Here is a 22,901-nt window from a genome sequence, read left to right as displayed (position 1 = left end):
ATGTCTCCCGATGTGCGGCATATGTGCGACCGGCCTACGGTGGCCGTCATGGGAGCTGCGGTGGAGCTGGACGCGGGCGGACGAGCGGTGAGGCTCTCCAACCCGGACAAGGTGTACTTCCCGGAGAAGGGCTACACGAAGAGGGACGTGGCCGAGTACTTCCTGGCCGTGGGCCCCGGGATCACCCGTGCGCTCAACCACCGGCCGACCACGCTCCAGCGGTTCGTGGACGGCGTGGAGGGTGATTTCTTCTACCAGAAGCGCGCGCCGAAGAACCTTCCCGACTGGATCCCCACCGCCCGCATCGCCTTCCCGAGCGGCCGACCGGCCGACGAGCTCTGCCCCACCGAACTCGCCGCCGTGATCTGGGCCGCCAACCTCGGCACCCTCACCTTCCACCCCTGGCCGGTCCGGGTCGGCGACACCGACCACCCGGACGAGCTCCGCATCGACCTCGACCCGCAGCCCGGCACCGACTACGCCGACGCGGTCACCGCCGCCCACGAGCTGCGCTCCGTCCTGGAGGACCACGGCGTACGCGGCTGGCCCAAGACCTCCGGCGGGCGCGGGATGCACGTCTTCGTCCCCATCGAGCCCGCCTGGACCTTCACCGAGGTCCGGCGCGCCGCCATCGCCGCCGGGCGCGAGCTGGAGCGGCGGATGCCGGAGCGGGTGACGACGGCCTGGTGGAAGGAGGAGCGCGGCGAGCGGATCTTCGTCGACTTCAACCAGACCGCCCGCGACCGCACGATCGCCTCCGCCTACTCCGTACGCCCCTTCCCGCACGCGCCGGTCTCGGCGCCGCTGCGCTGGGAGGAGATCGACGACGCCGAACCGCGCGACTTCGACATCCGCACGCTGCCGGTCCGCTACGCCGAACTCGGTGACGTCCACGCGGACATGGACCAGGAGGCGTTCCGGCTGGACGGGCTGCTGGAGCTGGCGGACCGGGACGAGAAGGAGCGCGGGCTCGGCGACATGCCGTACCCGCCGGAGTATCCGAAGATGCCCGGCGAACCGAAGCGGGTCCAGCCCAGCCGCGCCCGGCACGACGACGAGGGCGAGATGGCGTGAGCGGGAGCGGGAGCAGTGAGAGGCACGGCGCCCACGGCCGCCCGCTGACGGTGCGCGAGCGCTGGGAGGCGTACAAGAACAGCCCGTTCCTCCCGGCCACCGTCCTGGTTCTCATCGTGGCGGCCGCGGCCGGACTCTTCGCCGGCTCCTACACGTACGCGATGGCCAAACCGACTCCGCACCGCATTCCGGCGGCCCTGGTCACGCAGCCCGCAGTGCAGCGCGGCGAGGCGTTCGTCACCGGGATGGAGAAGGCGCTCGACGCCTCGCTCGAACTGCGCGACTATCCGGACGTCGCCGACGCCCGCCGCGCCCTGGACGAACAGAAGGTCTTCGCGATCGTCCGCGCCTCCGACGACGGCGTGGCGCTCGACGTGGCCGGAGCGTCCGGCGCCTCCGTGGCCGAACTACTCGGCAAGGCGGGGCTCGAGGTCGGCGATGCCACCGGGGTCGAGGTCACCGTCCGGGACGTCAAGCCGCTCCAGCGAGGCGACCCGCGCGGACTCGCGCTCTTCTACATCTCGCTGGCCGCCGTCATCATGGGCTTCCTCGGCGCGATCCAGCTCAGCGTCCACGCGCACGGCCTCAATCCGGCGGAGCGCATCGCGTTCACCGCCGCGTACGCGCTGCTCGGCGGGTTCGCCATCGCGGCGGCGGTGGACTGGTGGCTCGGCGCGGTGAACCTGCCGTTCGTCCAGTCCTGGCTGATCCTGGCGTTCACGATGTTCACCTCGGGCATGGTCTTCACCATGTTCAACACCTTGATGGGCCGCTGGGCGATGATCCCGACCTGGGGCGTCATGGTGCTGCTCGGCAACCCGTCCTCCGGCGGCGCGGTCTCCTGGCCGCTGCTGCCGTCCGCGCTCGGCCACATCGGCCGCTGGCTGCCGCCGGGCGCCTCCGTCAACGCGCAGCACACCGCCGTCTACTACCAGGGCCACCAGTTCCTCTTCCCGTACCTGGTCCTGGCCGCCTGGGCGCTGGTCTCCTGCACGGTGTTCTGGGTGTGGCGCCACCGACATCCAGGAGGCCGCGCCCGCACGCCTGAGCATGCGGCCACGGCCTCCTGAGACCTGTTCCCGCGGGTTACAGCTCCTTGATCCGGATGTCGCGGTACGAGATGACGTCCGTGACCCCGTGGACCTGGAGCCCGATGTAACCGGAGGCGAACCGCCGGCCGTCGGTGCCCGGGTCGTCACCGCGCGGCGGCTCGAAGAGCTGGCCGCCGGTGTTGTCGAACTCGTTGATCAGGACACCGTTGCGGTAGATCTCGTAGTGCTGGTCGACCACCTTGATCTCGTAGTCGTTCCAGGTGCCCTTGGGCGTGACCCCGGCGCCGCCGAGGCCCACCCGGTCGAAGCCGTAGACCGAACCGGTCTTGTACATGTCGCCGTCCGGCCGGTCGTTGACCTGGATCTCATGGCCGTACTTGATGGCGACCCACTCCGGACGCGACTCCTCCGGATGGTCGTGGACCTTCGGGAAGCGGACGAAGACCCCGCCGTTGGCGTTGCCGGAGCCCGGGGCGTCGTCGCGCCACTGGAGCTTCAGCGAGAAGTCACCGTACGCACGGGTCGGGAACCAGAGCATGCCCATGCCGCCCACGGTGGTGGAGCTGGTGATGGACTCCTCCTCCTCGTTCAGCCCGAACTGTCCGCCGCCGACGTGGCTCCACTTGGCGAGCGAGGCCGCCGTGCCGTCGAAGAGCTTGGTGTATCCCTCGGACTGTCCCGGCTTGCCGATGCCCGACTGCTTGGCGGCCTGGTTGATCGCCTTGCGCTCGCGCTGGTCGATGACGCCGTCGGCCTTCAGCTTCTCCAGGACCGCCGTCACGTGCTTGAGGAACAGCGCGTGCGAGGACCAGTCCTTCTCGTCCTCGATCAGCTCGTTGATCGTGCAGCGGTTACGGGTGATCCGGTTCGGGACGCCCGTGTCGACCGTGCCGACGAAGACGGTGTGCCGCTCGTCGAACTCCGCGCAGTTCGGCGCCGGAACTCCGCCGCCCTGAGCGATGGTGAACGACACCTTCTCCGCCTCGGAGGTGTTGCCCGCCTTGTCCGTCGCCCGGTGCGCCACCGTGTGGTGGCCGACCCGGTCGACGATCACAGGCGTGGTGTACGCGAGGTAGGGGCCGCCGTCGAGCGAGTACTCCACCTTGTCCACGCCCGAGTCGTCGTCGGTCGCGGTGATCGTGGCCTTGGCGCTGGTGATGAACGCGCCGTCGGAGTTCTTGTTCCCCTCCACCTTCACCGAGGTCTCCGGTGCCGTCTTGTCCTGCGACGGCGGCTCGACGACGGTGAACGCGACGGTCTTCTCCGCCGCCACATTGCCCGACCGGTCGGTGGCCCGGTAGCGGACGGTGTGCTCGCCCACCTCGTGGACCATCACCGGTGCGGTGTACGGCTTCCACTCGCCGTCCGCGCCGAGCGCGTACTCGATGGTGTTGACGCCGGACCCGGTGTCGGACGCGGTCACGGTGACCGTGGCCATGCTCAAGTAGGCGCCGTCACCGTCCTGTTCACCCGAGACGGTCGCCGAGGTCTCCGGCGGTGTCTCGTCGTCGGTCGGCGGCGCGGCGACCGCGAAGTCGACGGATTTCTCCGCCGCCACGTTGCCCGCCTTGTCGGTGGCCCGGTAGCGGACCGTATGGTCGCCGACCTCGTTCACCACGACGGGCGCGGTGTACGGCTGCCACGCGCCGTCGGCTCCGAGCGCGTACTCGACGGTGTCGACGCCGGAGCCCGCGTCGGTGGCCTCGACGGTGACCGTGGCCTGGCCGATGTACGCGCCGTCGCCGTTCTGGTCGCCGTCGACCTTGGCCGAGGTCGCGGGAGCCTCGGTGTCCTCCTCGCCACCGCCCTCGGTGACGGTGAGGACGCCCTTCATCTCGCCGTGGCCCGGGATCGTGCAGTAGTAGAGGTACGTGCCCGGTGTCAGCGTGACCTCCACGCTGTGCTTGCCGCCCTCGGAGTCACCGGGGTTGGCCAGGATGTTCACCTGGACGTCGTTGTTGTGCTCCGGGTCCGAGACGCTGAACGTCAGCGTGTGCGGCATGCTCGTGGTGTTGCCGGTGGCCGTGCTGTTCTCGAAGACGATGGTCGCCTTGCCGGCCACCGCCGTCTCCGGCGCGGTCAGATAGTGGTCGATCGGGTCGCCGGCCGTCCAGGTCAGCACCTGGTCGGCGGCCTCGGCGGCAGGAGCGTCATCACCCTTGCCGTACGCGGCCGTCGAGGTCAGCCCGAGGACCATGAGCAGGGAGGCCAGCATGGCCACCCAGAAGCTGGACGGCCGATGCCGCCGCCGGGCGGGGTACGTGGGGTGTCTCACTGCGCTGCCGCCTTTCCAACCAGTTCCGTGACGGCCGGAGTTGCCGCGCCGCCCTTATAGGTCACGCGCCAGAGCGCGGACTTGGAGTCGGAGGTGAAGAAGCCGCGCCCGTAGTCCAGGACGTACAGCGAGCCGTCCGGTGCGAACCTCCAGTCCATGAGGTTGCGGATGCCGTCCGCGCCGACCGGGATGATCTTCTTCAACGACTCGGCGTGCACCGGCAGTCCGCCCATTCCGACCGTCTTCGGGTCGGTGATCACCGCGTGGCGCGGCTGCGTGTCGTCGTAGAAGTCACCGACGAACCACTTGCCGTCCCAGTACGCGGGCCACTTGGCGGTCGAGTCGCTCTGCGCGTCGAACCGGTAGACCGGGCCGTTCATGGTCGCCTGGCCGCCGCCCTTCAGCCAGGGCAGCAACTCCTTCTGCTCCTCGGCCTTGTAGCTCGGCACGCCGTTGGCGTCGCGCGGGTAGTCGACCCCGCCGCCCTGCGGTGAGTACCAGATGGTGTTCGGCGTCACCGGCGGCAGCTTGACCAGGCCGTCGTTGTTCGGCGACTCGTTCTTCGGCGTCTTGCAGTCGTACCAGCCCAGCGGCTTGGACGGGTCCGGCAGATTACGGTCCCGATAGGGCTGGTTGTTGCCCATGCAGTACGGCCAGCCGTGGTTGCCCGCCTTGGTGATCGCGGCGAACGTGTCGTACTTCGCCGGACCCCAGGTGGTGGAGGCCGAACCCGCGTCGGGGCCGACCCAGCCGGCGTACAGCGTGTCGGTCGAGGTGTCGATGGAGATCCGGGCCGGGTTGCGTACGCCCATCACATAGATCTCACCGCGCGTCTTACCGCCGCCCTCGTCCGGCTCCTTGCCGGTGAAGAGGTTGCCGGACGGGAGAGTGTAGGTGCCGTCGTCCTCGGGGTGGATCCGCAGGATCTTGCCGTTGAGGTTGTTGGTGTTGCCGGAGGTGCGGCGGGCGTCGGCGAAGGAGACACCCTTGTAGTTCGGCTCCGGGTTGTTGCCGGAGTAACCGCTGCTGAAACCGGAGGAGTTGTTGTCACCGGTAGCGATGTACAGGTTGTCCTTCGAGTCCCACGCCATGCCGCCGCCCGCGTGGCAGCAGCTGTGGATCTGCACCGGCCAGCCGAGCAGCACCTTCTCCGAGGCGAGGTCCAGCTTCCCGGACGACGGGTCGAAGGTGAAGCGCGAGACCTGACGGGTCGCCATGCGCTTGTCCCGGTCGATCTTCGCGTGCGGGGTGTAGTGCAGATAGACCCAGCCGTTGGAGGCGAAGTCCGGGTCCAGCTCGATGCCGAGCAACCCCTCCTCGTTCTTGGTGAGTTCGTCGCCGCCGCCCTTGTTGCCGAAGACGTCCAGCGCACCGGCGAGGGTGACCTTCCTGGTCGTCGGGTCGTAGACGTGGATCTCGCCCTTGCCCTTGCCGACGTTCGGGTTGCTCCAGTCCGTGACGACCGGCTTGGAGCTGTCGGCGCCGCCGCGCCCGATGTAGAAGACCTTGCCGTCCGGCGCGGTCACCAGGCCGTGCGGCTCACCGATCTGGTCGTTCTGGCCCGGCTGGTTGGGCTGAGTCAGGCGTTCGGCCGTGTAGTTGGAGGTGATGGTCGCCTTGCAGTCGGCCTGCGAGGTCCGGTTGGTCCAGGCGAGCGCGCCGCGCAGATGGTCGCGGAGGTCGGTCTCGGCGAAGCTGTCCGCCGTACCGCCCATCGCCGTGTAGAAGGAGCGCCCGCCGTCGTAGTCGCGGCACCAGGAGACCGGATGGTCCCAGCCGTTGGCGCTCGCACCCGGCTTGTACGTCAACTCCCTTACGCGCGCCACGGTGTGGACCTCACCGGACGGGTTCTTCGTCCAGTTCAGCCACTTGTCGGGACGCTTCCACTCCAGCGGCAGGCTCTTGGTCGCCGGGTGGACCCGGTCGCCGATCTCGACGGTGGCCCGCTGCACGGCGGTCGGGCTGTTCGCCGCCGGGCGGGCGCCTACCAGGCCGGTGAACCAGTCCGAGTACGGCTCGGTGCGCGCCGCGTCATGGATGCCGAGGAAGCCGCCGCCCGCTTCCATGTACGCCTCCAGGCCCGCCTCCTGCTCCGGGTCCAGGACATCGCCGCCGCCGGTCAGGAAGACGACCGCGTGGAAGGAGCCGAGCCGCTTGCCGTTGGTGAAGACGTTCGGGTCGGCGGTGGCCACGGTGGTGAACCGGCCGGCCTCCGGACCGGTCTGCCCGATCTTCTCGATCGCCGCGATCCCGGCGTCCGTGTACGGTGCCTCGTCGGCCGCCGGGGCGTGGAAGACCAGCACCTTCACCAGGTTCTTCGCGCCCGGCGGAGACGGCAGGGACAACGTTGTCGCCATCTTCTCGACCAAGTCCCGGTCCGGCGACGTGCCCGCGTTGGCCGGACCGCCCGCGCTCAGCAAGGACACGGTCAGTGCGCCGGCCGCCACGGCCGCCGCGAGGCCGCGTCGGTGTCGTGATCTGGACCGGTGATGCGATGCGCCTTGCATGTGGGTCACCCAACCCTTCTGTGGTCACTGGAGCGTTGACTACGACAGCGCACGAAGCTAGACCTCTTTTCGTGACCCGCCAATAGCTATGGCAGCAATCGCACAAACTTTGTCCTGAGTGTGGATAAACGCTCGGCCCCCGGCTACGGTGTGGCCCGTTCCGGGTAGCCCCGGGGCCTCCGTCTCCGCCAGTTTCCTTATCCCAGTGGGGAGTTCGACATGGACCGAAGGACCTTCAGCCGGCGGATGCTGATCGGCGGCGCGGCCGCGGCGGCCACCGGTGTGACATCGTTGTCGCTCGGCGCGGTGGAGGCAAGCTCCGCCGAGAACCCGCCGCGCACGGCCCCGGACGGCGGAGCGGTGCGCCGGATCAAGATGTACGCCGAGAAGCTGCCGAACGGCGAGCTCGGCTACGGCTTCGAGAAGGGCAAGGCGTCGATCCCCGGCCCGCTCATCGAGCTGAACGAGGGCGACACGCTGCACATCGACTTCGAGAACCTCACCGACGTGGACGCCAGCCTCCATGTCCACGGCGTCGACTACGACATCGCCAACGACGGCACCCGGATGAACAAGAGCCACGTCGAGCCCGGCGGCAGCCGTACGTACACCTGGCGCACGCACAAGCCGGGCCGCCGGAAGGACGGAACGTACGAGCCGGGCAGTGCGGGCTACTGGCACTACCACGACCACGTCGTCGGTACCGACCACGGCACCGGCGGCATCCGCAAGGGGCTGTACGGGCCGCTCGTGGTGCGCAGGAAGGGCGACCTGCTGCCCGATCAGACGTGCACGGTCGTCTTCAACGACATGATGATCAACAACAAGACGGCTCACAACAGCGTCAACTTCGAGGCCACGGTGGGTGACCGGCTCGAATTCGTGATGATCACGCACGGCGAGTACTACCACACCTTCCACATCCACGGTCACCGCTGGGCGGACAACCGGACCGGCATCCTCACCGGCCCCGAGGACCCGAGCCGGGTCATCGACAACAAGATCTGCGGGCCCGCCGACTCCTTCGGCCTCCAGATCATCGCGGGTGAACGCGTGGGCGCGGGCGCCTGGATGTACCACTGCCATGTGCAGAGCCACTCGGACATGGGGATGGCCGGACTGCTGCTGATCAAGAAGCCGGACGGCACGATTCCGGGGTACGAGCCGCATCATGTGGCGGGCGGAGCGGAGAAGAAGGCCGCCGAGGAGGAGGGCGCGGCGGAGCACCAGCACTGACCGGAGCGTTCGGGCGCGCCTCTCACTCCGGGCGGGCCAGTCGCTGCTGCTCCTCCTCCACGATCCGCCGGGCCAGCTCACCGTCGGACACGTCGACGGCGTCCGGTGCGGCCTCCGCGAGGTCGCTGCGCCGGGCGTACGCGTCGAAGAGCCGGTCCTTGCGGGCCAGCAGCTCCACCATCCGCTGGTCGACGCTGTCCGCCGCCAGCAGCCGGTGCACCTGGACCGTGCGCACCTGGCCCATCCGGTGGGCGCGCGCGACGGCCTGGTGCTCCAGCGTCGGCTTGATCTGCGGCTCGCAGAGGATGACCACCGACGCGGCCTGCATGTTGAGCCCGGTGCCTCCGGCCTGGATCTGGCTCAGCAGCACCGCGTGTCCGTCGGCGGCGGAGAAGGCGTCCACCAACTCCTGCCGCCGCGCGGCCGGGACGCTCCCGGAGACCGGTCCGAACGCGTTCGGGCCCAACGCCTCGCCGACCGTGGCCAGCACCTCGCGGAAGTAGGAGAACACCACCACCTTCAGCCCGTTGTCCCGTGCCTCGTCGACCAGTTCGCGCAGTCGCTCCAGCTTGGCGGAGGTGGCGGGCGCGGCGTACGCGGCCCGGCGCATCCGCATGAACTGCCCCGACGCCACCGCCTCCTTGTACGCCACCAAGTCCTCGGCGCTGAACTCCTCCCACTCGTCCACGTGCACCAGCGCCGGGAGTTCGGCGAGGACGTCCACCTGGTTGCGGCGCAGATAGGCCGGAGCGACGGCCCGCCGGAAGGCCTGTGAACCGGCGGCGCCGTGCGTGGACGACACCACATCGGCCAGATCCGGGCGGAGTTGACGGACAAGGCTCCGGAACTCCTCCACCCGGTTCTCCATCGGCGTTCCGGTGAGGAACAGCACGTGGTCGGCGCGCTCCGCCCACGCGGCGACCGCCTGCGCCCGCAGGGTCGCGGGGTTCTTCACGAAGTGGGCTTCGTCCACGACGAGCATCGGCAGGTCGATTGCGGCCTCGGGAAGGGTCCGCAACGCGTCGAACGTGGTGAGCGCGACTCCGCCACTCGCCCGCCACTCCGCGTACGCCTCCAGCCGCTCCGCCCCGTGCACCGGCAGTGCGCGCAAGGTGGAGCGGGCCCGGATCTCCCGGCTCCAGTTGATCAGCACGCTCGCCGGGCACACCACCAGGAAGTGGCTCTCGCCGCGCGCCGCGAGATGGGCGAGGGCCGCGATGGCCTGCACGGTCTTGCCGAGCCCCATCTCGTCCCCGACGATGACCCGCTTCTGCGCCAGCGCGAACCGCGCCCCGAACGACTGGTAGCCGCGCAGCGAGACCCGTAGCCGGGAGTCGTCCAGCCGGAGCGCCCGCACCCGGTCCGCGATCCCGGCCGGCAGGAACCCCTCGGCGGCGTCCCGGTCCGGGCCGCTGCCGGACAGCTCGGCCAGCAGGCTGTAGTACTCGGCGGACCGCAGCTCGAAGTCCACCCAGGCGCCGGGCGCAGACTCCGGCGCCCGCAGCAGATCCACCGAGACCTGGCCGAAGAGCATCGCCAGCTCCTGCTCAGCGGCCTCCGCGAGTGCCGTGAGCAGCCCGGCCACGCCGCCGGCCGCCCGTCCCCTTACCTCCTTGCCGCTGAACAGCATCCGCAGCCGGCTCCCGGCCGGTGCGGCGGCGGCCACCAGCGGCTCGACCTGCTCGGCCAGCCGCTGCGCCGCCTCCACCGCACGCCGCGCGTCCGGACCGGCCTCGACCAGCCGGTGCAGGGCGACGACCAGCGCGGTCGTGGTGTCGTCCGGGGCGTCCATGTCGATCCGTACGGAGACGGTGTCGCGCACCGCGTCGGCGATCTGCCCGGCCGCCGCCAGCGCCTGGTCGGCGGTGTGCGCGCCGACGCCGGGAATCAGCCGGAGCTCGTAGCGGGCCGTGCCGTAGACCTGCCCGACGGTCGTGAACCCGGCCTGTTCGAGCGCGCCGAGGCGCAGCCGGCCCTCCGTGACGTCCTTCAGCCGGGCGACCGGGATGGCGGCCAGCTCCCCGTCGACCAGAGAGGCCAGGAGTGGGCCGAGCACATCGCGTACGGCATCGACGGCGCGGGCATGGTCCTGCCGTACGGCCCGGGCCCGGCCGAGCAGCGCCTCCGTCTCGGCCAGCAGCTCCCGGGCGGCCCGGCCGGTGGCCGCCGGGCGGGCGGACCTGGCCGCCGTCTCGCTCTTCATCGCTCTCGCCGCCGTCGGAAGTGGTCGTCTCGTCGTGGCCCGCCATCGTCCCACGCCCCACTGACAAGTCCCCGGCCCCCGAAGGCCGTGCACACCCCGGTCGGCCGCGCGCGGCCTGCGGTTGTCAGTGGCCGGTGCGAGACTCGGCGGGACAGGGAAAACAGCCCTCGCGCCACCGCGCGCGGGCCGAGGGATCCGCCGAAGGAGCACGCCATGCTCAACCCCACCTTCCCCGACGGAGCACCCAACTGGGTCGACCTCGGCACGCCCGACGTCGACGGGGCCGCCGCCTTCTACGGAGGCCTCCTCGGCTGGGAGCTCGCTCCGGGCGGCCCCGAGGTCGGCGGATACGGGATGTTCACGCTGGGCGGCCACAGCGTCGGCGGGGTCATGGCGGTTCCCGAGGAGCAGTCCTCCAGCGCCTGGTCCGTCTACTTCCAGTCGCCCGACGCCCATGCCACCGCCCAGCTGGTGAACCAGGCCGGCGGCCGCTCCGCCTTCGAGCCGATGGACGTCCTCGACTACGGTCGGATGGGCGGCTTCACCGACCCGGCCGGAGCCTATTTCGGTGTTTGGCAGCCGCGGCAGAACCCGGGCCTCGGCGTCATCCAGCAGCCGGGCTCGCTCCTGTGGGCCGAGCTGTACACCCCGGACGTCCCGGCGGCGGCCGCCTTCTTCGGCGAGGTCTTCGGCTGGAAGACCGACGCGATGAAGGTGGAGGGCACCGAGTACGTCTACACGACGGTCCATCCCGCCGGCACCGGCCCCGAGCTGTCGTTCGGCGGCCTGGTCACGATGAGCGACGTCCCGGCCGAGGCGCCGCGCGGGCCGCACTGGATGCCGTACTTCGCGGTCGAGGACGTGGAGGCCGTGGTGGACGCCGCCAAGCGGCTCGGCGGCGCGGAGGCGCTGCCCGCGATGGAGGTGCCGGGCGTCGGCACCATGGCCAACGTCACCGATCCGTTCGGAGCGGTCTTCGCGCTGATGAAGCCCCAGCCGCGGCAGGGATAGAAGCACGCCCTCGGCGCGCCGGTTGATTGATGGATCGTTGATCAGTCGTTTATCGAGCCCGGGCACCGTGTGACCCATGCTGATCAATACGGTGACCGAGGACGCGCTCGACTGGCAGGAGACCGCGTTGTGCGCGCAGGCCGGACCCGAGTTCTTCTTCCCGGCCCCAGGCAGTTCGACGCGCGAGGCCAAGCAGCTCTGCGGAGCGTGCGAGGGACGCGTGGCCTGCCTGGAGTACGCACTCGCCAACGACGAGCGGTTCGGCGTCTGGGGCGGGCTCTCCGAGAAGGAGCGCGAGCGGCTGCGCAGGCAGGACCGGGAACAGGGCTGAACCAGCCCTGACCGCACCAGCGCTCACCGCGTCGGCCCTCGCCGGGTCGCGCCGCCGGACCCGTCCGCGCGGAGGTACCGAGACTCCGCCATGGGGCCGCTTCCTCACCGCCGGCACGATGTGGACCATCGCCACAGACTCCGCCGGGACCCACTGGGTGCCGCGCCAGCAGCGGTCCGTACAGAGGGAGTTGGAGCGTACGGTCGCGGACGGGAAGCTCCCGCTGTACGTGCGCGCGGCGGCGCTCGGCCGGCTCGCCGCGCTTCCCGGAACAGGCGCCGACGCCGTACGGGCCTGGGCCGACGCTCCGGACGTGGTGCTCGCGGAAGCGTCGCTGGCCGCCCTCGCGCACACCGACCGGCCTGCCGAGACGCTGCCCGACCTGCTGGCCCACGCCGGTGACGACCGGGCCCGCGTCGCGCTGTACGCGGCCGGCCGCGCCGCCGCGCATACCCGCCCCTTTCGGCTCCGCGCCCTGCTCGCCGCCCGCACCGCACCCGGCACCGGCAAGGTGACCAGCCGCAAGGAGACGGTCCGGCTGGCCGCGGTCCTGCTGCCGCCGTCCGACGCGGCGGCCCTCCTCGCCGACGCGTACGCGCAGCCGGACCAGCACTCCGATGTGCGGGCCGCCTGCGTGGCCTCCGGTACGGCGCTGCTCGGCGACGAGCGGATGTGGGAGGTGCTGGCGGACGCGGCGACGGGCGGACGCGCGCTGCGTACCGCCGTACTGCGCACGCAGCCGGCCGAGCTGGCGCCCGGCCACCGTCCGCGCTACGCCGAGCTCGTCCGGACGGTGTGCGGGTCGGACGACGACGAGCTCCTCGCTCTCGGGTACAACGCGCTGGTCCGGTGGCTGCCCTGGGCGCCCGGAGCGGCGACGGTCCTGGTCGAGGCGCTCACCGACCCGGACCGGCGCGGAGCATGGCGGTCCGCCGCCTACGCCCTCGCCGGGGCGGCTCCGGCCACCGAACGGACGCCGACGCGCTGCACGCGGCCTTGGTGGAGCTGGCCGCTCTGCACACCGGCCGACCCGCTCTGGCGGCCCGGACCGCGGAGACCGTCGGTGAGCGCGCCGGTTCGGCTCGTGGCGCGGACGCCGGTGATCCGGAGACCCTGCTGGTCGTCGTGGCACGGCTGGCCGGGACCGGCGACCCGGCCGAGGGGCTGTTCGCCGCCGAACTGACCGTGGCCTGCGGCCGGCGCACCGCGTGGGCCGGACCGTGGCGCACGCAGCTGCGGATGCTCCGCCAGCATCCCTGCGGCGATGTGCGCGATGTGGCGTACGCGCAGGTCACCGCGGTGGAGTGAGGGAATCGGCGCCGTCAGGCGCGGCCGCGGGCCACCATTCGCGCCTTGCGGGCGGCGAGCTTCTCGTCGAACTTCGACGCCTCGCTGTCCAGCCCGCCCATGTACAGGCCGAGCTCCTCCTGCGCCTTCGCGCCCTCAGGGCCGAGTCCGTCGATGTCCATGACCTTCAGGAAGCGCAGCACCGGCTGGATCACGTCGTCGTGGTGGATGCGCATGTTGTAGATCTCGCCGATCGCCATCTGCGCGGCGGCCCGCTCGAAGCCGGGCATGCCGTGGCCGGGCATCCGGAAGTTGACGACGACGTCGCGCACGGCCTGCATGGTCAGGTCCGGGGCCAGCTCGAAGGCGGCGCCCAGGAGGTTGCGGTAGAAGACCATGTGCAGGTTCTCGTCGGTCGCGATCCGGGCCAGCATCCGGTCGCATACCGGGTCACCGGACTGGTGGCCGGTGTTGCGGTGCGAGACGCGGGTGGCCAGCTCCTGGAAGGCGACGTACGCCACCGAGTGCAGCATCGAGTGCCGGTTGTCCGACTCGAAGCCCTCCGCCATGTGCGCCATGCGGAACTGCTCCAGCTTGTCAGGGTCCACGGCGCGCGAGGTGAGCAGGTAGTCGCGCATCACGATGCCGTGGCGGCCCTCCTCCGCCGTCCAGCGGTGCACCCAGGTACCCCAGGCGCCGTCGCGGCCGAAGAGAGAGGCGATCTCGTGGTGGTAGCTGGGGAGGTTGTCCTCGGTGAGGAGGTTCACCACGAGCGCGATCTTGCCGATGTCGGTGACCTTGGACTGGTCGGCCGCCCACGCTTCGCCGTCCTCGAAGATGCCGGGGAAGTTCCGGCCGTCGGAGAAGGGGACGTACTCGTGGGGCATCCAGTCCTTGGCGACCTTGAGATGGCGGTTGAGTTCCTTCTCCACCACCTCTTCCAGCGCGTACAGCAGCTGGGCGTCGGTCCACGCCTTCGAACTGCCGAGGTGGGGAGAGGTGATCGTCACGGGGAGCTCCTGGGGACGGGAGTGGGGACGGAGATTACTTACGCCTTCGTAGGTTACGTGACCGTAGGTTAAGGCGACCGTAAGGGCAAAGCCAAGCCCGTCCCCGCCGACGCCCGATCACGTACCGTCATGCGCGCAGCTCATAGTGGCTCTGGGAGGGTCTTCGCAGGTCAGTGACGCTCCTCGGGCAGGCCTTCGAGCAGGCCCAGGTCTCGGCGCAGATACCGGGCGGTAACTGAGGTGCGGTCCGCCAGCAGCTCTTCCGGTGTGCCTTCGAAGACCAGCTCGCCGCCCTTCTTCCCGCCGTCCGGCCCGAGGTCGATCACCCAGTCCGCCCGCTTGAGCACCTCCAAATTGTGTTCGACGCAGATCACCGTGTTGCCCGCGTCGACCAGCCGGTCCAGCAGATCCACCAGCGCGCCCGTGTCCGCCAGGTGCAGCCCGGTCGTCGGCTCGTCCAGGACGTACACGCTGGAGGTGCGGTGCAGCTGCGTGGCGAGCTTGATGCGCTGGCGTTCGCCGCCCGAGAGCGTGCTGAGCGGCTGCCCGAGGGTGAGGTAGGTGAGGCCGACCTCGTCCAGCGTGCGCAGCTTCCGCAGCAGTGCGCGGTCCTCGAACAGGTCGACCGCCTGCGCCGCCGTCATCTCCAGCACGTCCACGATGGACCGGCCGCCGACCCGGTGTTTCAGTACGTCGTCGTGGAAGCGGCGGCCCTCGCACTCCTGGCAGGTCGTGGTGACCGGATCCATGAACGCCAGGTCGGTGGAGATCTCCCCGCGCCCCGAGCAACCCGGGCACGCACCGGCGGAGTTGAAGCTGAACAGCCCGGCGTCCACGCCGTTCTCCCGGGCGAAGATCTTGCGGATGGTGTCGAGTGCGCCGATGTACGAGACCGGGGTCGAGCGGGACGAGGCGGTGATCGCGCTCTGGTCGATGACCACCGCCTGCGGGTGGGCCGCCGTGAACACCGACACCAGCGTCGACTTGCCCGAACCCGCGACGCCTGTCACGACCGTCAGCACTCCGGCCGGGAACGACACATCGAGCTCTTTCAGGTTGTGCAGATCGGCATTCCGGACCGGGAGTTGACCGGCGGGGGAGCGGAACTCGCTTTTGATGCTGGTGCGTTGACGCAGGCACCGGCCGGTGAGCGTGTCCGCCTCACGCAGCCGGTCGAACGGACCCTCGAAGACCACATGCCCGCCCTCCGCCCCGGCGCGCGGGCCCATGTCGACGATGTGGTCCGCGATGGCCATCACATCCGGGTCGTGCTCGACGACCAGCACCGTGTTGCCCTTGTCGCGCAGCCGCACCAGCAGATCGCCGAGCCGCCCGACGTCCCGTGGATGCAGCCCGACGCTCGGCTCGTCGAAGACGAAGGTCAGCCCGGTCAGCGAACTCCCCAGGTGCCGCACCATCTTGAGCCGCTGGCCCTCACCGCCGGAGAGCGTGGTCGTCTCCCGGTCCAGGCTGAGATAGCCGAGCCCGATCCCCACGAGCCGCTCCAGCCGCTCACGCGCCGCCGCCGCGATCGGACCGCCCACCGGATCGTCGATGCCGGCCAGTACGGAGACGAGATCGGCCACCTCCATCCGCCCGTAGTCGGCCGGTGAGAGCCCGCCGATGCGGGTGGCGAGCGCCGCCGCGCTCAGCCGCGCACCGCCGCAGGAGGCGCAGACCCGCTCGACGGTGAACCGGTCGGCCGCCGCGCGCCGCTTGTCCGACAGCGACGCCGTGTCCCGCTTGAGGTAGAGCCGCTCGAACCGCGTCACCACCCCCTCGAACCGCATGTCCGCCGAGGCCGTCCGCATGTCGACCCGGACGGTGAACCCGGAGCCGTACAGCAGGAGTTCGCGCTCCTCATCGCCGTACTCGGAGAGCGGCAGGTCGTTGTCGAACCGTCCCGACCCGCCGTACAGGTTCCACTCCCAGCTGCCGACCCCGAGCCCCGGCAGCAGCAGCGCGCCCTCGTTCAGCGACTTCGACCAGTCCACCGCGCGGTCCAGGTCGAGCCGGACCGTGCGTCCCACTCCGTCGCACTCCGGGCACATCCCCGTCGGGTCGTTGAAGGAGTACGCGGTGGCTCCGCCGGCGCTCGGCGTGCCGTACCGGGAGAACAGGACCCGGATCACCGACCAGATGTCCGTCGCCGTGCCCACGGTCGAGCGGATGTTGCCGCCCAGCGGCTTCTGGTCGATGACCACGGCCACGGACAGGTCCTCCATGGACTCCGCCCGTGGCCGCTCGTACTTCGGCAGCCGGTTGCGCAGGAACGAGGTGAAGGTCTCGTTCAGCTGCCGCTGGGACTCCACGGCGATCGTGTCGAAGACGACCGACGACTTCCCCGAGCCGGAGACCCCGGTGAAGACGGTGATCCGGTCCTTGGGCAGGGCCAGTGAGACGTCGCGCAGATTGTTCTCGTGCGCTCCGGTGATGACGATGGCGCGCTCGGTGAGGTGGTGGCCGTTCGTGGCGGTGCTGTGATCCATACCGGCGACGCTAGGCGGGATACCCGACAGCTTCTGTCGCCTTTTCCCCGGATCTCCCGCCGTTCACCTCCCGGCCCGCACCTCCTGCGGAGTCGTGTCCCGCAGCTCTCCGTCCAGCCGCAGCCACCGGGTGATCCCGATCGCCTCCAGGAACGGCACGTCGTGGCTCGCCACGATCAGCGCCCCCTCGTACGCCTCCAAGGCCTCGGTCAGCCGCCGTACGCTAGCCAGGTCGAGGCTGTTCGTCGGCTCGTCCAGCAACAGCAGCCGGGGCGCCGGATCCGCCAGCAGCAGCATCGCCAGCGTCGCCCGGAACCGCTCTCCGCCCGACAGCGTCCCGGCCGCGTGATCGGCGGCGCCTCCCTTGAACAGGAAGCGCGCGAGCCGGGCCCGGACGCGGTTGTCGCTCAGGCCCGGGGCCGACCGCTTCACGTTGTCCGCCACCGACAGCGCGTCGTCCAGCGTGTCCAGCCGCTGCGGAAGGAAACCCAGCGGCAGCGGCGTCACCGCCTCACCGGAGAGCGGGGCCAGCTCGCCCGCGATCGTCCGCAGCAACGCGGTCTTGCCGGCCCCGTTGCGCCCGGTCAGCGCGATCCGCTCGGGCCCGCGCACCGTCAACTCACCGCGCAGCGGCGGCCCGTAAGGCGGCACCGGATCGCGCAGGAGCAGCACCTCGCTGCCCGGATGTACGCGCGTCGTCGGCAACTCGATACGGATCTCCTCGTCCTCGCGCACCGCCGACTCCGCCTCGCCGAGCCGCTCCTGGGCCTTTGCCAGCCGCTCGGTGTGCAGGATGCGGTGCTTGCCGGCCGACTCCTGGGCGGACCGCTTGCGCTGGCCCATCACCACCTTGGGCTCGCGCTTGGTGTCCCACATCTTCTGCCCGTACCGCCTGCGCCGGGCCAACTTCCCATGAGCATCGGCCAGTTCGCGCTTCTGCCGCTGCACGTCGGACTCCGCGGCCCGCACCATGCGCTGCGCCGCCTCCTGCTCGACGGCGAGCGCCTCCTCGTACGCGGAGAGGTTTCCGCCGTACCAGGTGACCGAGCCCTCGCGCAGATCCGCGATCCGGTCGACCCGCTCCAGCAGCTCCCGGTCGTGGCTCACCACGAGCAGCGCACCGGTCCAGGCGTCGACCGCGTCGTACAGCCGCCTGCGGGCCACCGCGTCCAGGTTGTTCGTCGGCTCGTCCAGCAGCAGTACCCCAGGGCGGGCCAGCAGGAGGGCCGCCAGCCGCAGGAGCACGCACTCGCCGCCGGACATCTCGCCGACGGTGCGGTCCAGCCCGATGGAGCCGAGGCCGAGGCCGTCCAGCGTGGCGCGGGCGCGCTGCTCCACGTCCCAGTCGTCGCCGATCACGGTGAAGAGCGCCTCGCGTACGTCACCCGCCGCGACGGCGTCGATCGCCGCGCGCCGCTCCGCGATGCCGAGCACCTGATCGACCGGCAGTGCGGTGGCCGGCGTCACGGTCTGCGGCAGGTGGCCGAGGCCGCCACGGACTCTGATATCGCCTTCCGACGGGGCGAGTTCACCGGCGATCAGCCGCAACAGAGTCGATTTGCCGCACCCGTTGAGCCCGATGAGTCCGGTACGGCCGGGGCCCACGGCGAGGTCGAAGCCGGAGAAGACCTCGGAGCCGTCGGGCCAGGAGAAGGAGAGCGAGGCACAGCTGATGTGGGTATCAAAAGCAGACATACGGATCTCCCGTGTACGTCGAAGGAGGGCGACAGGACGGCCGACGAGCTGAGATCGCACACGGGCGCCTGTGGCCACGACCAGGCGTGGCGGGCGCTGCGCGGTGCGAGGAACTCAGATCAGCAACGTCCCTCTCCGATCCGACGACAACAGGAACATCACGAAGGTAGAACCGGGGCGCACGCCCCGGCAAACGGTTATTTCCGCTCTTCGGCTACGACACCGGCGGTCCGCCGGTCAGCAGGTGCCGCCGAGCAGATCGGTCAGGCTCCGGTCCAGATCCAGATGGCGGTACTCGTCGCCGACCGGCACCAGCTCCTGCGCCCGCTCCAGGAAGCGGCGCAGCTCCGCCGTGCGTACGTGGACCATGGCGATGCCCTCGGTCGCGTGGAACTCCAGCACCGTCCGCTCGTACCCGAACGGCCTGACCCGGACGTCGCCTTCTCCGGCAGGTGTGTCGACGCCTGTCGTCAGCAGCTCACGCGAGAACTCCCAGGACACCTCGGTGCCCTCCAGGGTCGCCGGGGCCGGGAACGCCATGCGCACGGCGAAAGGGTCCTTGCGGTCGTAACTCAGCGTGGCCGGCAGGGTTTCCATCCGCGGGGCGGACGCGACCATGCGGGCCTGCACGGACTGCTCGATAAGGCTGGACAAGACCTGCTCCCTCTCGCGGCTGGGTGAACGGTTCCCGGCATTGGAGTAGACGACGGAACGCATCGATCCGTGCACCGGCGGGTGGCGTGAGCTGCGTCACCGCCCACGCCCCGCTACTCCTCCGCGCTCTCCTGCACCCTCGCCCTCCTGCCCGCTTCTGGGCCGCGCACCCTGACCGGCAGACGTTCCGGCCTGCGGAAAACCGGAGAAGGGGCGGCACGTACGGTCTACTGGGCGGGCAACTCCTGCTTGAAGGGGGCCAGTTCGGGTGCGGTCCTGGTCGCGACGAATTCGGTGATCCGGTAGGCGCAGACCCCGTGCGCGGCGAAGGGATCGGCCGCGGCGATCTCCTCGATCCGTTCCCGGTCCTCCCCGACGGCGAGGATCACCCCGCCGTCCCGCGGGTTCTTGCGGCCCGAGGCGATGAAGACGCCGGCCGCGTACTGCTCGTCCAGCCAGGCGATGTGCTCCCGCATCAGCGCGTCCGCGCGCTCGACAGGGGCCGTGTAGGTCAACTCGAGTACGAACATGATCGCCAGGCTACGGGACGGAGGCAGCCCGGAAACCGCCTAAGCTGCAGGTCATGACGAATCAGCCGCCTCCCGCCCACGAGACCCCCGCAGACGAAGCCGAGGGCCGGGCGATCCAGGACCGCCTGCGCGGCCTGGTGGTGCTGGACGAGCCGGGCCCGGCGCCCGGGAGCGGCCTGGTGACCGGCGTCGACGTGGCGTACGACGACGAGAAGGACGTCGTCGTCGCGGCCGCCGTGGTGCTGGACGCCGAGACGCTGGAGACCGTGGACGAGGCCACCGCCGTCGGCAAGGTCGCCTTCCCCTACGTCCCTGGTCTGCTGGCCTTCCGCGAGCTCCCGACCGTGCTGGAGGCCCTGGAGTCGCTCACCGTCGACCCCGGCCTCGTCATCTGCGACGGGTACGGCCTCGCCCACCCGCGCCGCTTCGGCCTCGCCAGCCACCTCGGCGTGCTCACCGGGCTGCCCGTGATCGGCGTCGGCAAGAACCCCTTCACCTTTTCGTACGAAGCTCCCGGCCCGCGGCGCGGCGACTTCTCGCCGCTGGTGGACGGCGACGAGGTGGTGGGCCGGGCGCTGCGCACCCAGGAGAACACCAACCCCATCTTCGTCTCCGTCGGCCACCGGATCAGCCTCGACAACGCCTGCGCCCACACCCTCCGCCTGGCCCGCCGCTTCCGCCAGCCGGAGAGCACCCGCCGGGCGGACGCCCTGTCCCGGCAGACCCTGCGGGAAGCGACCGCCTGAGGACCACCGCTTGCCACCGGATTCGATTGAGTATCTGTACGGATGGCATAAATCGATCTTGCTGGGCAGGCTGAACGCATGAACGCCTCTCGCACAGCCATCCGCCCCGCGCCCCTCGACCCCGCCCAGCGCCGCATCGCGCTCGGTATGGCCCTCGGCGGGGTGGTCGGTCTCGTCTGGCTGGGCGCGATGCTCTACACGCTGGCCGGCTGGATCTTCTAGACCTCCGTCCGGCGCCTCATCGCACCGCCGCCACCCGGAAGCGCAGCCCCGCCGCCGTCAGCCGTTCCAGCAGCGCATCGCCCATCGCCGTCGCCGTGGTGACCTGGCCCGAGGTCTCCGGGAGCTCGTCCAGCGCGAGGCAGAGCGCCGACTCGGCGAGCATCTTGGCCGTCTCGTCGTAACCCGGGTCGCCGCCGGACACCTCGGTGAAGACCCGCCGGCCCCCGCCCTCCCCGACGAAGCGGACGGTGAACCAGCTCCGCCCGCGGCGCTCCGCGTCCGGCCCCTGTCCCGCCTCGTACCGCCCCATCAGCCACTCCCGTACGCCTTCGATCTGCGCGGCGGCGACCAGCGCACCCATGGCCACCGGGCCACCGAGGGCCATCGGCAAGGTCTTGACCGAGGCGAAGTGGCGGTAGCGGAAGTCCGGGCCGTACCGCTCCAGCGCCCGCGCGGAGCGGCCCACGATCGCCGGATCCACGGTCGGCAGCGGCAGCGCCCAGGTGCCCGTGGACCCGTTGAAGTGCGGTGCGCCGGCAGGTGTGCGGACGCGGCGGCCCACTTGGCGCGGCTCGTGCAGGCGCCGCTCCCGGGCCGCGAGCACCGTCTGCGGGCCGCGGCCCATCGCGGTAAGCGCCGAGGCGAACGTACCGCCGGAGAAGACGGCGTTGCTGCGGACGAACCCGTCGACGGTCAGCGGCACACCTTCCGGCAGCTGCTTCACCGTGAAGTACGCGCCGAGGTCATGCGGTACGGAGTCGAATCCGCAGGCGTGCACGATCCGGGCGCCCGTCTCCCGGGCCCGTGCGTCGTGGCGCACATACGTCTGGTCGATGAACTCCGCCTCGCCGGTGAGGTCCAGGTAGTCCGTCCCGGCCTCGGCGCAGGCGGCGACGAGCTTCTCGCCGTACAGGATGTACGGGCCCACGGTCGTGGCCACCACCCGCGCGGATGCGGCGAGTTCACGCAGCGCGTCCTCGTCGTCGGCGTCGCTCTCCATCAACGGCAGCTCGGCGCAGGCGGGTTCGATCGCGGTGAGCCGTTCGCGCAGCCGCTCCAGCTTGGCGCGGCTGCGGCCGGCCAGCCCCCAGCGCAGCCCTTCGGGTGCGTGCGCCGCCAGATACTCGGCCGTGAGCACGCCCACGAAGCCGGTGGCGCCGAAAAGGACGACGTCCAAGGGGCGTGCCGCCCCGTTCTGCCTGTTCACGAGTACCTCCGGGAGGGCGGTGACGGGTGGAGACGTGGCAGGCAGGCTAGCGGAGGAGAGCGGCGTGCGGCCGGGCGGGGCGTGGGCGTGGCCGCGTGGAAGGTCCGGCGGTGATGAGAGAGGATCGCCGGAGAGAACTAAGCGCTTGCTCGGCTCAGGGGGTTGTGCCGGGCGGGGCGCGTTCTTAGCATCATTGATGTTACATCGGTTGTGTCACATCCCTGGGGGCTCAAGGATGACTAGGACCGGGCACGGCCCGCTGACAGGAGTCCGCGTCGTCGAGCTGGCGGGAATCGGCCCGGGACCGTTCGCGGCGATGCTGCTGGCGGACCTCGGCGCCGATGTCGTACGCGTCGACCGGCCCGGCGGAGCGGGTCTCGGCATCGATCCGGCGTACGACATCACCAACCGCAACAAGCGCTCCGTCCTGGTCGACCTCAAGGGCCCAGGCGGCGCCGGCCGCGTCCTCGACCTGGCCGAACGCGCCGACATCCTGATCGAGGGATACCGTCCCGGCGTGGCCGAACGGCTCGGCGTCGGACCCGACGCCTGCCTCGCGCGCAACCCGCAGCTGGTCTACGGGCGGATGACCGGCTGGGGCCAGGACGGGCCGCTGGCGCAGCGGGCCGGGCACGACGTCGCCTACCTCGCGCTCACCGGCACGCTCTCCATGATCGGCAGCCCGGACGGGCCGCCCGTGGTCCCGGCCAACCTGGTCGGCGACTACGCGGGCGGCTCGCTCTACCTCGTCGTCGGCGTCCTCGCCGCGCTCCAGCACGCCCGTACGCCGGGCGGTACGGGCCAGGTGGTGGACGCGGCGATCGTCGACGGCGCCGCCCACCTCGCCTCGATGATCCACGGCATGCTGGCCGCCGGAAGCTGGCAGGACCGGCGCGGCGCCAACCTGCTGGACGGCGGCTGCCCGTTCTACGGCACCTACACCACCTCCGACGGCGGCCATATGGCGGTCGGCCCGCTGGAGGGCCAGTTCTACGACGAGTTCATCGGCCTCCTCGGCCTGGCCGACGCCTTCCCCGACCGGTGGGAGCTGGCGCGCTGGGACGAGCTGCGCGCCGCCGTCACCGAGCGCTTCCTGTCCCGTACGCGTGCGGAGTGGACCGAGGTCTTCGAAGGCACCGACGCCTGCGTGGCTCCCGTCCTCTCGCTCCGCGAGGCACCGCACCACCCGCACCTCGCAGCCCGCTCCACCTACGTCGAGCACAGCGGCATCACCCAGCCCGCCCCCGCTCCACGCTTCTCCGCCACCACCGTCTCCGTCCGCAGCGGCCCCGCACAACCGGGCGCCGACACGGACGCGGTCGCCGCCGACTGGGACGTACCGAGGCTCCGGCCCACCTCACACGACTAGGAG

The 22,901-nt window shown here is 70.8% G+C and carries 19 protein-coding genes; 10 read left to right on the top strand and 9 right to left on the bottom strand.

The genetic code is table 11. The features are described from left to right. Positions 1-48 precede the first annotated feature (48 nt). Positions 49-1,074: a non-homologous end-joining DNA ligase gene (gene ligD / locus ABZ267_RS28935; protein ID WP_356752574.1), complete on the top strand. Its 1,026-nt coding sequence runs from the start codon at positions 49-51 to the stop codon at positions 1,072-1,074. After that, positions 1,071-2,144, top strand: coding sequence for an ABC transporter permease (locus ABZ267_RS28930; protein ID WP_356752573.1), 1,074 nt, complete (start codon positions 1,071-1,073; stop codon positions 2,142-2,144). The genes ligD and ABZ267_RS28930 overlap by 4 nt, the downstream gene beginning before the upstream one ends. 16 nt (positions 2,145-2,160) lie before the next feature. Here ABZ267_RS28930 and ABZ267_RS28925 read toward each other — a convergent pair whose 3' ends face one another. Continuing rightward, positions 2,161-4,401: a family 16 glycoside hydrolase gene (locus ABZ267_RS28925; protein WP_356752571.1), complete on the bottom strand. Its 2,241-nt coding sequence runs from the start codon at positions 4,399-4,401 to the stop codon at positions 2,161-2,163. Then, positions 4,398-6,908: a ThuA domain-containing protein gene (locus ABZ267_RS28920; protein WP_356752569.1), complete on the bottom strand. Its 2,511-nt coding sequence runs from the start codon at positions 6,906-6,908 to the stop codon at positions 4,398-4,400. Before ABZ267_RS28920 ends, ABZ267_RS28925 begins: the two co-directional genes overlap by 4 nt. A gap of 219 nt (positions 6,909-7,127) precedes the next feature. Between ABZ267_RS28920 and ABZ267_RS28915 the strand changes: the two genes are divergently transcribed. Continuing rightward, positions 7,128-8,144 (top strand): multicopper oxidase domain-containing protein, encoded by a 1,017-nt coding sequence (locus tag ABZ267_RS28915; protein ID WP_356752567.1) that lies wholly within the window; start codon positions 7,128-7,130, stop codon positions 8,142-8,144. Positions 8,145-8,166: 22 nt separating this feature from the next. Here the strand turns inward: ABZ267_RS28915 and ABZ267_RS28910 are convergent, their stop codons facing one another. Beyond that, entirely contained in the window at positions 8,167-10,347 is a 2,181-nt protein-coding gene (locus tag ABZ267_RS28910) for a DEAD/DEAH box helicase (protein WP_356752565.1), read from the bottom strand. A gap of 213 nt (positions 10,348-10,560) precedes the next feature. Between ABZ267_RS28910 and ABZ267_RS28905 the strand changes: the two genes are divergently transcribed. The 4 genes from ABZ267_RS28905 to ABZ267_RS28890 all read left to right on the top strand — a co-directional run bounded on the left by ABZ267_RS28905 (position 10,561) and on the right by ABZ267_RS28890 (position 12,997). Continuing rightward, on the top strand, positions 10,561-11,358 hold the full coding sequence (locus tag ABZ267_RS28905; protein WP_356752563.1) for a VOC family protein: 798 nt from the start codon (positions 10,561-10,563) through the stop codon (positions 11,356-11,358). 76 nt (positions 11,359-11,434) lie between these two features. Next, positions 11,435-11,689 (top strand): WhiB family transcriptional regulator, encoded by a 255-nt coding sequence (locus ABZ267_RS28900; protein ID WP_356752561.1) that lies wholly within the window; start codon positions 11,435-11,437, stop codon positions 11,687-11,689. Between the two features lie 118 nt (positions 11,690-11,807). Then, a complete protein-coding gene (locus ABZ267_RS28895; protein ID WP_356752559.1) occupies positions 11,808-12,872 on the top strand; it encodes a hypothetical protein in 1,065 nt (354 codons plus the stop codon). Next, entirely contained in the window at positions 12,815-12,997 is a 183-nt protein-coding gene (locus tag ABZ267_RS28890) for a hypothetical protein (RefSeq protein ID WP_356752558.1), read from the top strand. Before ABZ267_RS28895 ends, ABZ267_RS28890 begins: the two co-directional genes overlap by 58 nt. 14 nt (positions 12,998-13,011) lie before the next feature. Here the strand turns inward: ABZ267_RS28890 and ABZ267_RS28885 are convergent, their stop codons facing one another. From ABZ267_RS28885 to ABZ267_RS28865, 5 genes are all read right to left on the bottom strand, one after another. Continuing rightward, positions 13,012-13,986: an acyl-ACP desaturase gene (locus ABZ267_RS28885; RefSeq protein ID WP_137228637.1), complete on the bottom strand. Its 975-nt coding sequence runs from the start codon at positions 13,984-13,986 to the stop codon at positions 13,012-13,014. A 170-nt stretch (positions 13,987-14,156) separates the two neighbouring features. Then, positions 14,157-16,475: an excinuclease ABC subunit UvrA gene (locus ABZ267_RS28880; protein WP_356752555.1), complete on the bottom strand. Its 2,319-nt coding sequence runs from the start codon at positions 16,473-16,475 to the stop codon at positions 14,157-14,159. 63 nt (positions 16,476-16,538) lie between these two features. Then, positions 16,539-18,170 carry an ABC-F family ATP-binding cassette domain-containing protein gene (locus ABZ267_RS28875; protein WP_356752553.1) on the bottom strand — a complete coding sequence of 544 codons (1,632 nt, stop codon included), beginning with the start codon at positions 18,168-18,170 and terminating at the stop codon, positions 16,539-16,541. A 237-nt stretch (positions 18,171-18,407) separates the two neighbouring features. After that, the gene (locus ABZ267_RS28870; RefSeq protein WP_356752551.1) at positions 18,408-18,824 is read right to left on the bottom strand and encodes an SsgA family sporulation/cell division regulator; all 417 of its coding nucleotides are present in this window, start codon (positions 18,822-18,824) and stop codon (positions 18,408-18,410) included. Positions 18,825-19,051: 227 nt separating this feature from the next. Beyond that, positions 19,052-19,354 (bottom strand): YciI family protein, encoded by a 303-nt coding sequence (locus ABZ267_RS28865; protein ID WP_356752550.1) that lies wholly within the window; start codon positions 19,352-19,354, stop codon positions 19,052-19,054. A gap of 53 nt (positions 19,355-19,407) precedes the next feature. Between ABZ267_RS28865 and ABZ267_RS28860 the strand changes: the two genes are divergently transcribed. After that, the gene (locus tag ABZ267_RS28860) at positions 19,408-20,100 is read left to right on the top strand and encodes an endonuclease V (RefSeq protein WP_356752548.1); all 693 of its coding nucleotides are present in this window, start codon (positions 19,408-19,410) and stop codon (positions 20,098-20,100) included. A 78-nt stretch (positions 20,101-20,178) separates the two neighbouring features. Continuing rightward, a complete protein-coding gene (locus tag ABZ267_RS28855) occupies positions 20,179-20,322 on the top strand; it encodes a hypothetical protein (RefSeq protein WP_356752546.1) in 144 nt (47 codons plus the stop codon). A 16-nt stretch (positions 20,323-20,338) separates the two neighbouring features. On the opposite strand, the gene ABZ267_RS28850 is transcribed toward ABZ267_RS28855, so the two are convergent. Beyond that, positions 20,339-21,529, bottom strand: coding sequence for a saccharopine dehydrogenase NADP-binding domain-containing protein (locus ABZ267_RS28850; protein WP_356752545.1), 1,191 nt, complete (start codon positions 21,527-21,529; stop codon positions 20,339-20,341). A gap of 235 nt (positions 21,530-21,764) precedes the next feature. Here ABZ267_RS28850 and ABZ267_RS28845 point away from each other — a divergent pair, with 235 nt between their 5' ends. Then, positions 21,765-22,898, top strand: coding sequence for a CaiB/BaiF CoA-transferase family protein (locus ABZ267_RS28845; protein WP_356752543.1), 1,134 nt, complete (start codon positions 21,765-21,767; stop codon positions 22,896-22,898). The last annotated feature ends 3 nt before the right edge of the window (positions 22,899-22,901 follow it).

This window comes from Streptomyces sp. NPDC006174 (assembly GCF_040614075.1).
In the GTDB taxonomy this organism is placed as follows: Bacteria; Actinomycetota; Actinomycetes; order Streptomycetales; family Streptomycetaceae; genus Streptomyces.
The sequence above is the reverse complement of the archived record's forward strand: the minus strand, read 5'-3'. Positions and strand labels throughout refer to the sequence as shown.

What these genes read in the sequence shown, in the direction of transcription:
- ligD (WP_356752574.1), top strand. Translation starts at nt 49, where the DNA reads ATGGGAGCTGCGGTGGAGCTGGACGCGGGCGGACGAGCGGTGAGGCTC.
- ABZ267_RS28920 (WP_356752569.1), bottom strand. Translation starts at nt 6,908, where the DNA reads ATGCAAGGCGCATCGCATCACCGGTCCAGATCACGACACCGACGCGGC.
- ABZ267_RS28915 (WP_356752567.1), top strand. Translation starts at nt 7,128, where the DNA reads ATGGACCGAAGGACCTTCAGCCGGCGGATGCTGATCGGCGGCGCGGCC.
- ABZ267_RS28910 (WP_356752565.1), bottom strand. Translation starts at nt 10,347, where the DNA reads ATGAAGAGCGAGACGGCGGCCAGGTCCGCCCGCCCGGCGGCCACCGGC.
- ABZ267_RS28905 (WP_356752563.1), top strand. Translation starts at nt 10,561, where the DNA reads ATGCTCAACCCCACCTTCCCCGACGGAGCACCCAACTGGGTCGACCTC.
- ABZ267_RS28900 (WP_356752561.1), top strand. Translation starts at nt 11,435, where the DNA reads ATGCTGATCAATACGGTGACCGAGGACGCGCTCGACTGGCAGGAGACC.
- ABZ267_RS28895 (WP_356752559.1), top strand. Translation starts at nt 11,808, where the DNA reads ATGTGGACCATCGCCACAGACTCCGCCGGGACCCACTGGGTGCCGCGC.
- ABZ267_RS28880 (WP_356752555.1), bottom strand. Translation starts at nt 16,475, where the DNA reads ATGGATCACAGCACCGCCACGAACGGCCACCACCTCACCGAGCGCGCC.
- ABZ267_RS28875 (WP_356752553.1), bottom strand. Translation starts at nt 18,170, where the DNA reads ATGTCTGCTTTTGATACCCACATCAGCTGTGCCTCGCTCTCCTTCTCC.
- ABZ267_RS28865 (WP_356752550.1), bottom strand. Translation starts at nt 19,354, where the DNA reads ATGTTCGTACTCGAGTTGACCTACACGGCCCCTGTCGAGCGCGCGGAC.
- ABZ267_RS28860 (WP_356752548.1), top strand. Translation starts at nt 19,408, where the DNA reads ATGACGAATCAGCCGCCTCCCGCCCACGAGACCCCCGCAGACGAAGCC.
- ABZ267_RS28855 (WP_356752546.1), top strand. Translation starts at nt 20,179, where the DNA reads ATGAACGCCTCTCGCACAGCCATCCGCCCCGCGCCCCTCGACCCCGCC.
- ABZ267_RS28845 (WP_356752543.1), top strand. Translation starts at nt 21,765, where the DNA reads ATGACTAGGACCGGGCACGGCCCGCTGACAGGAGTCCGCGTCGTCGAG.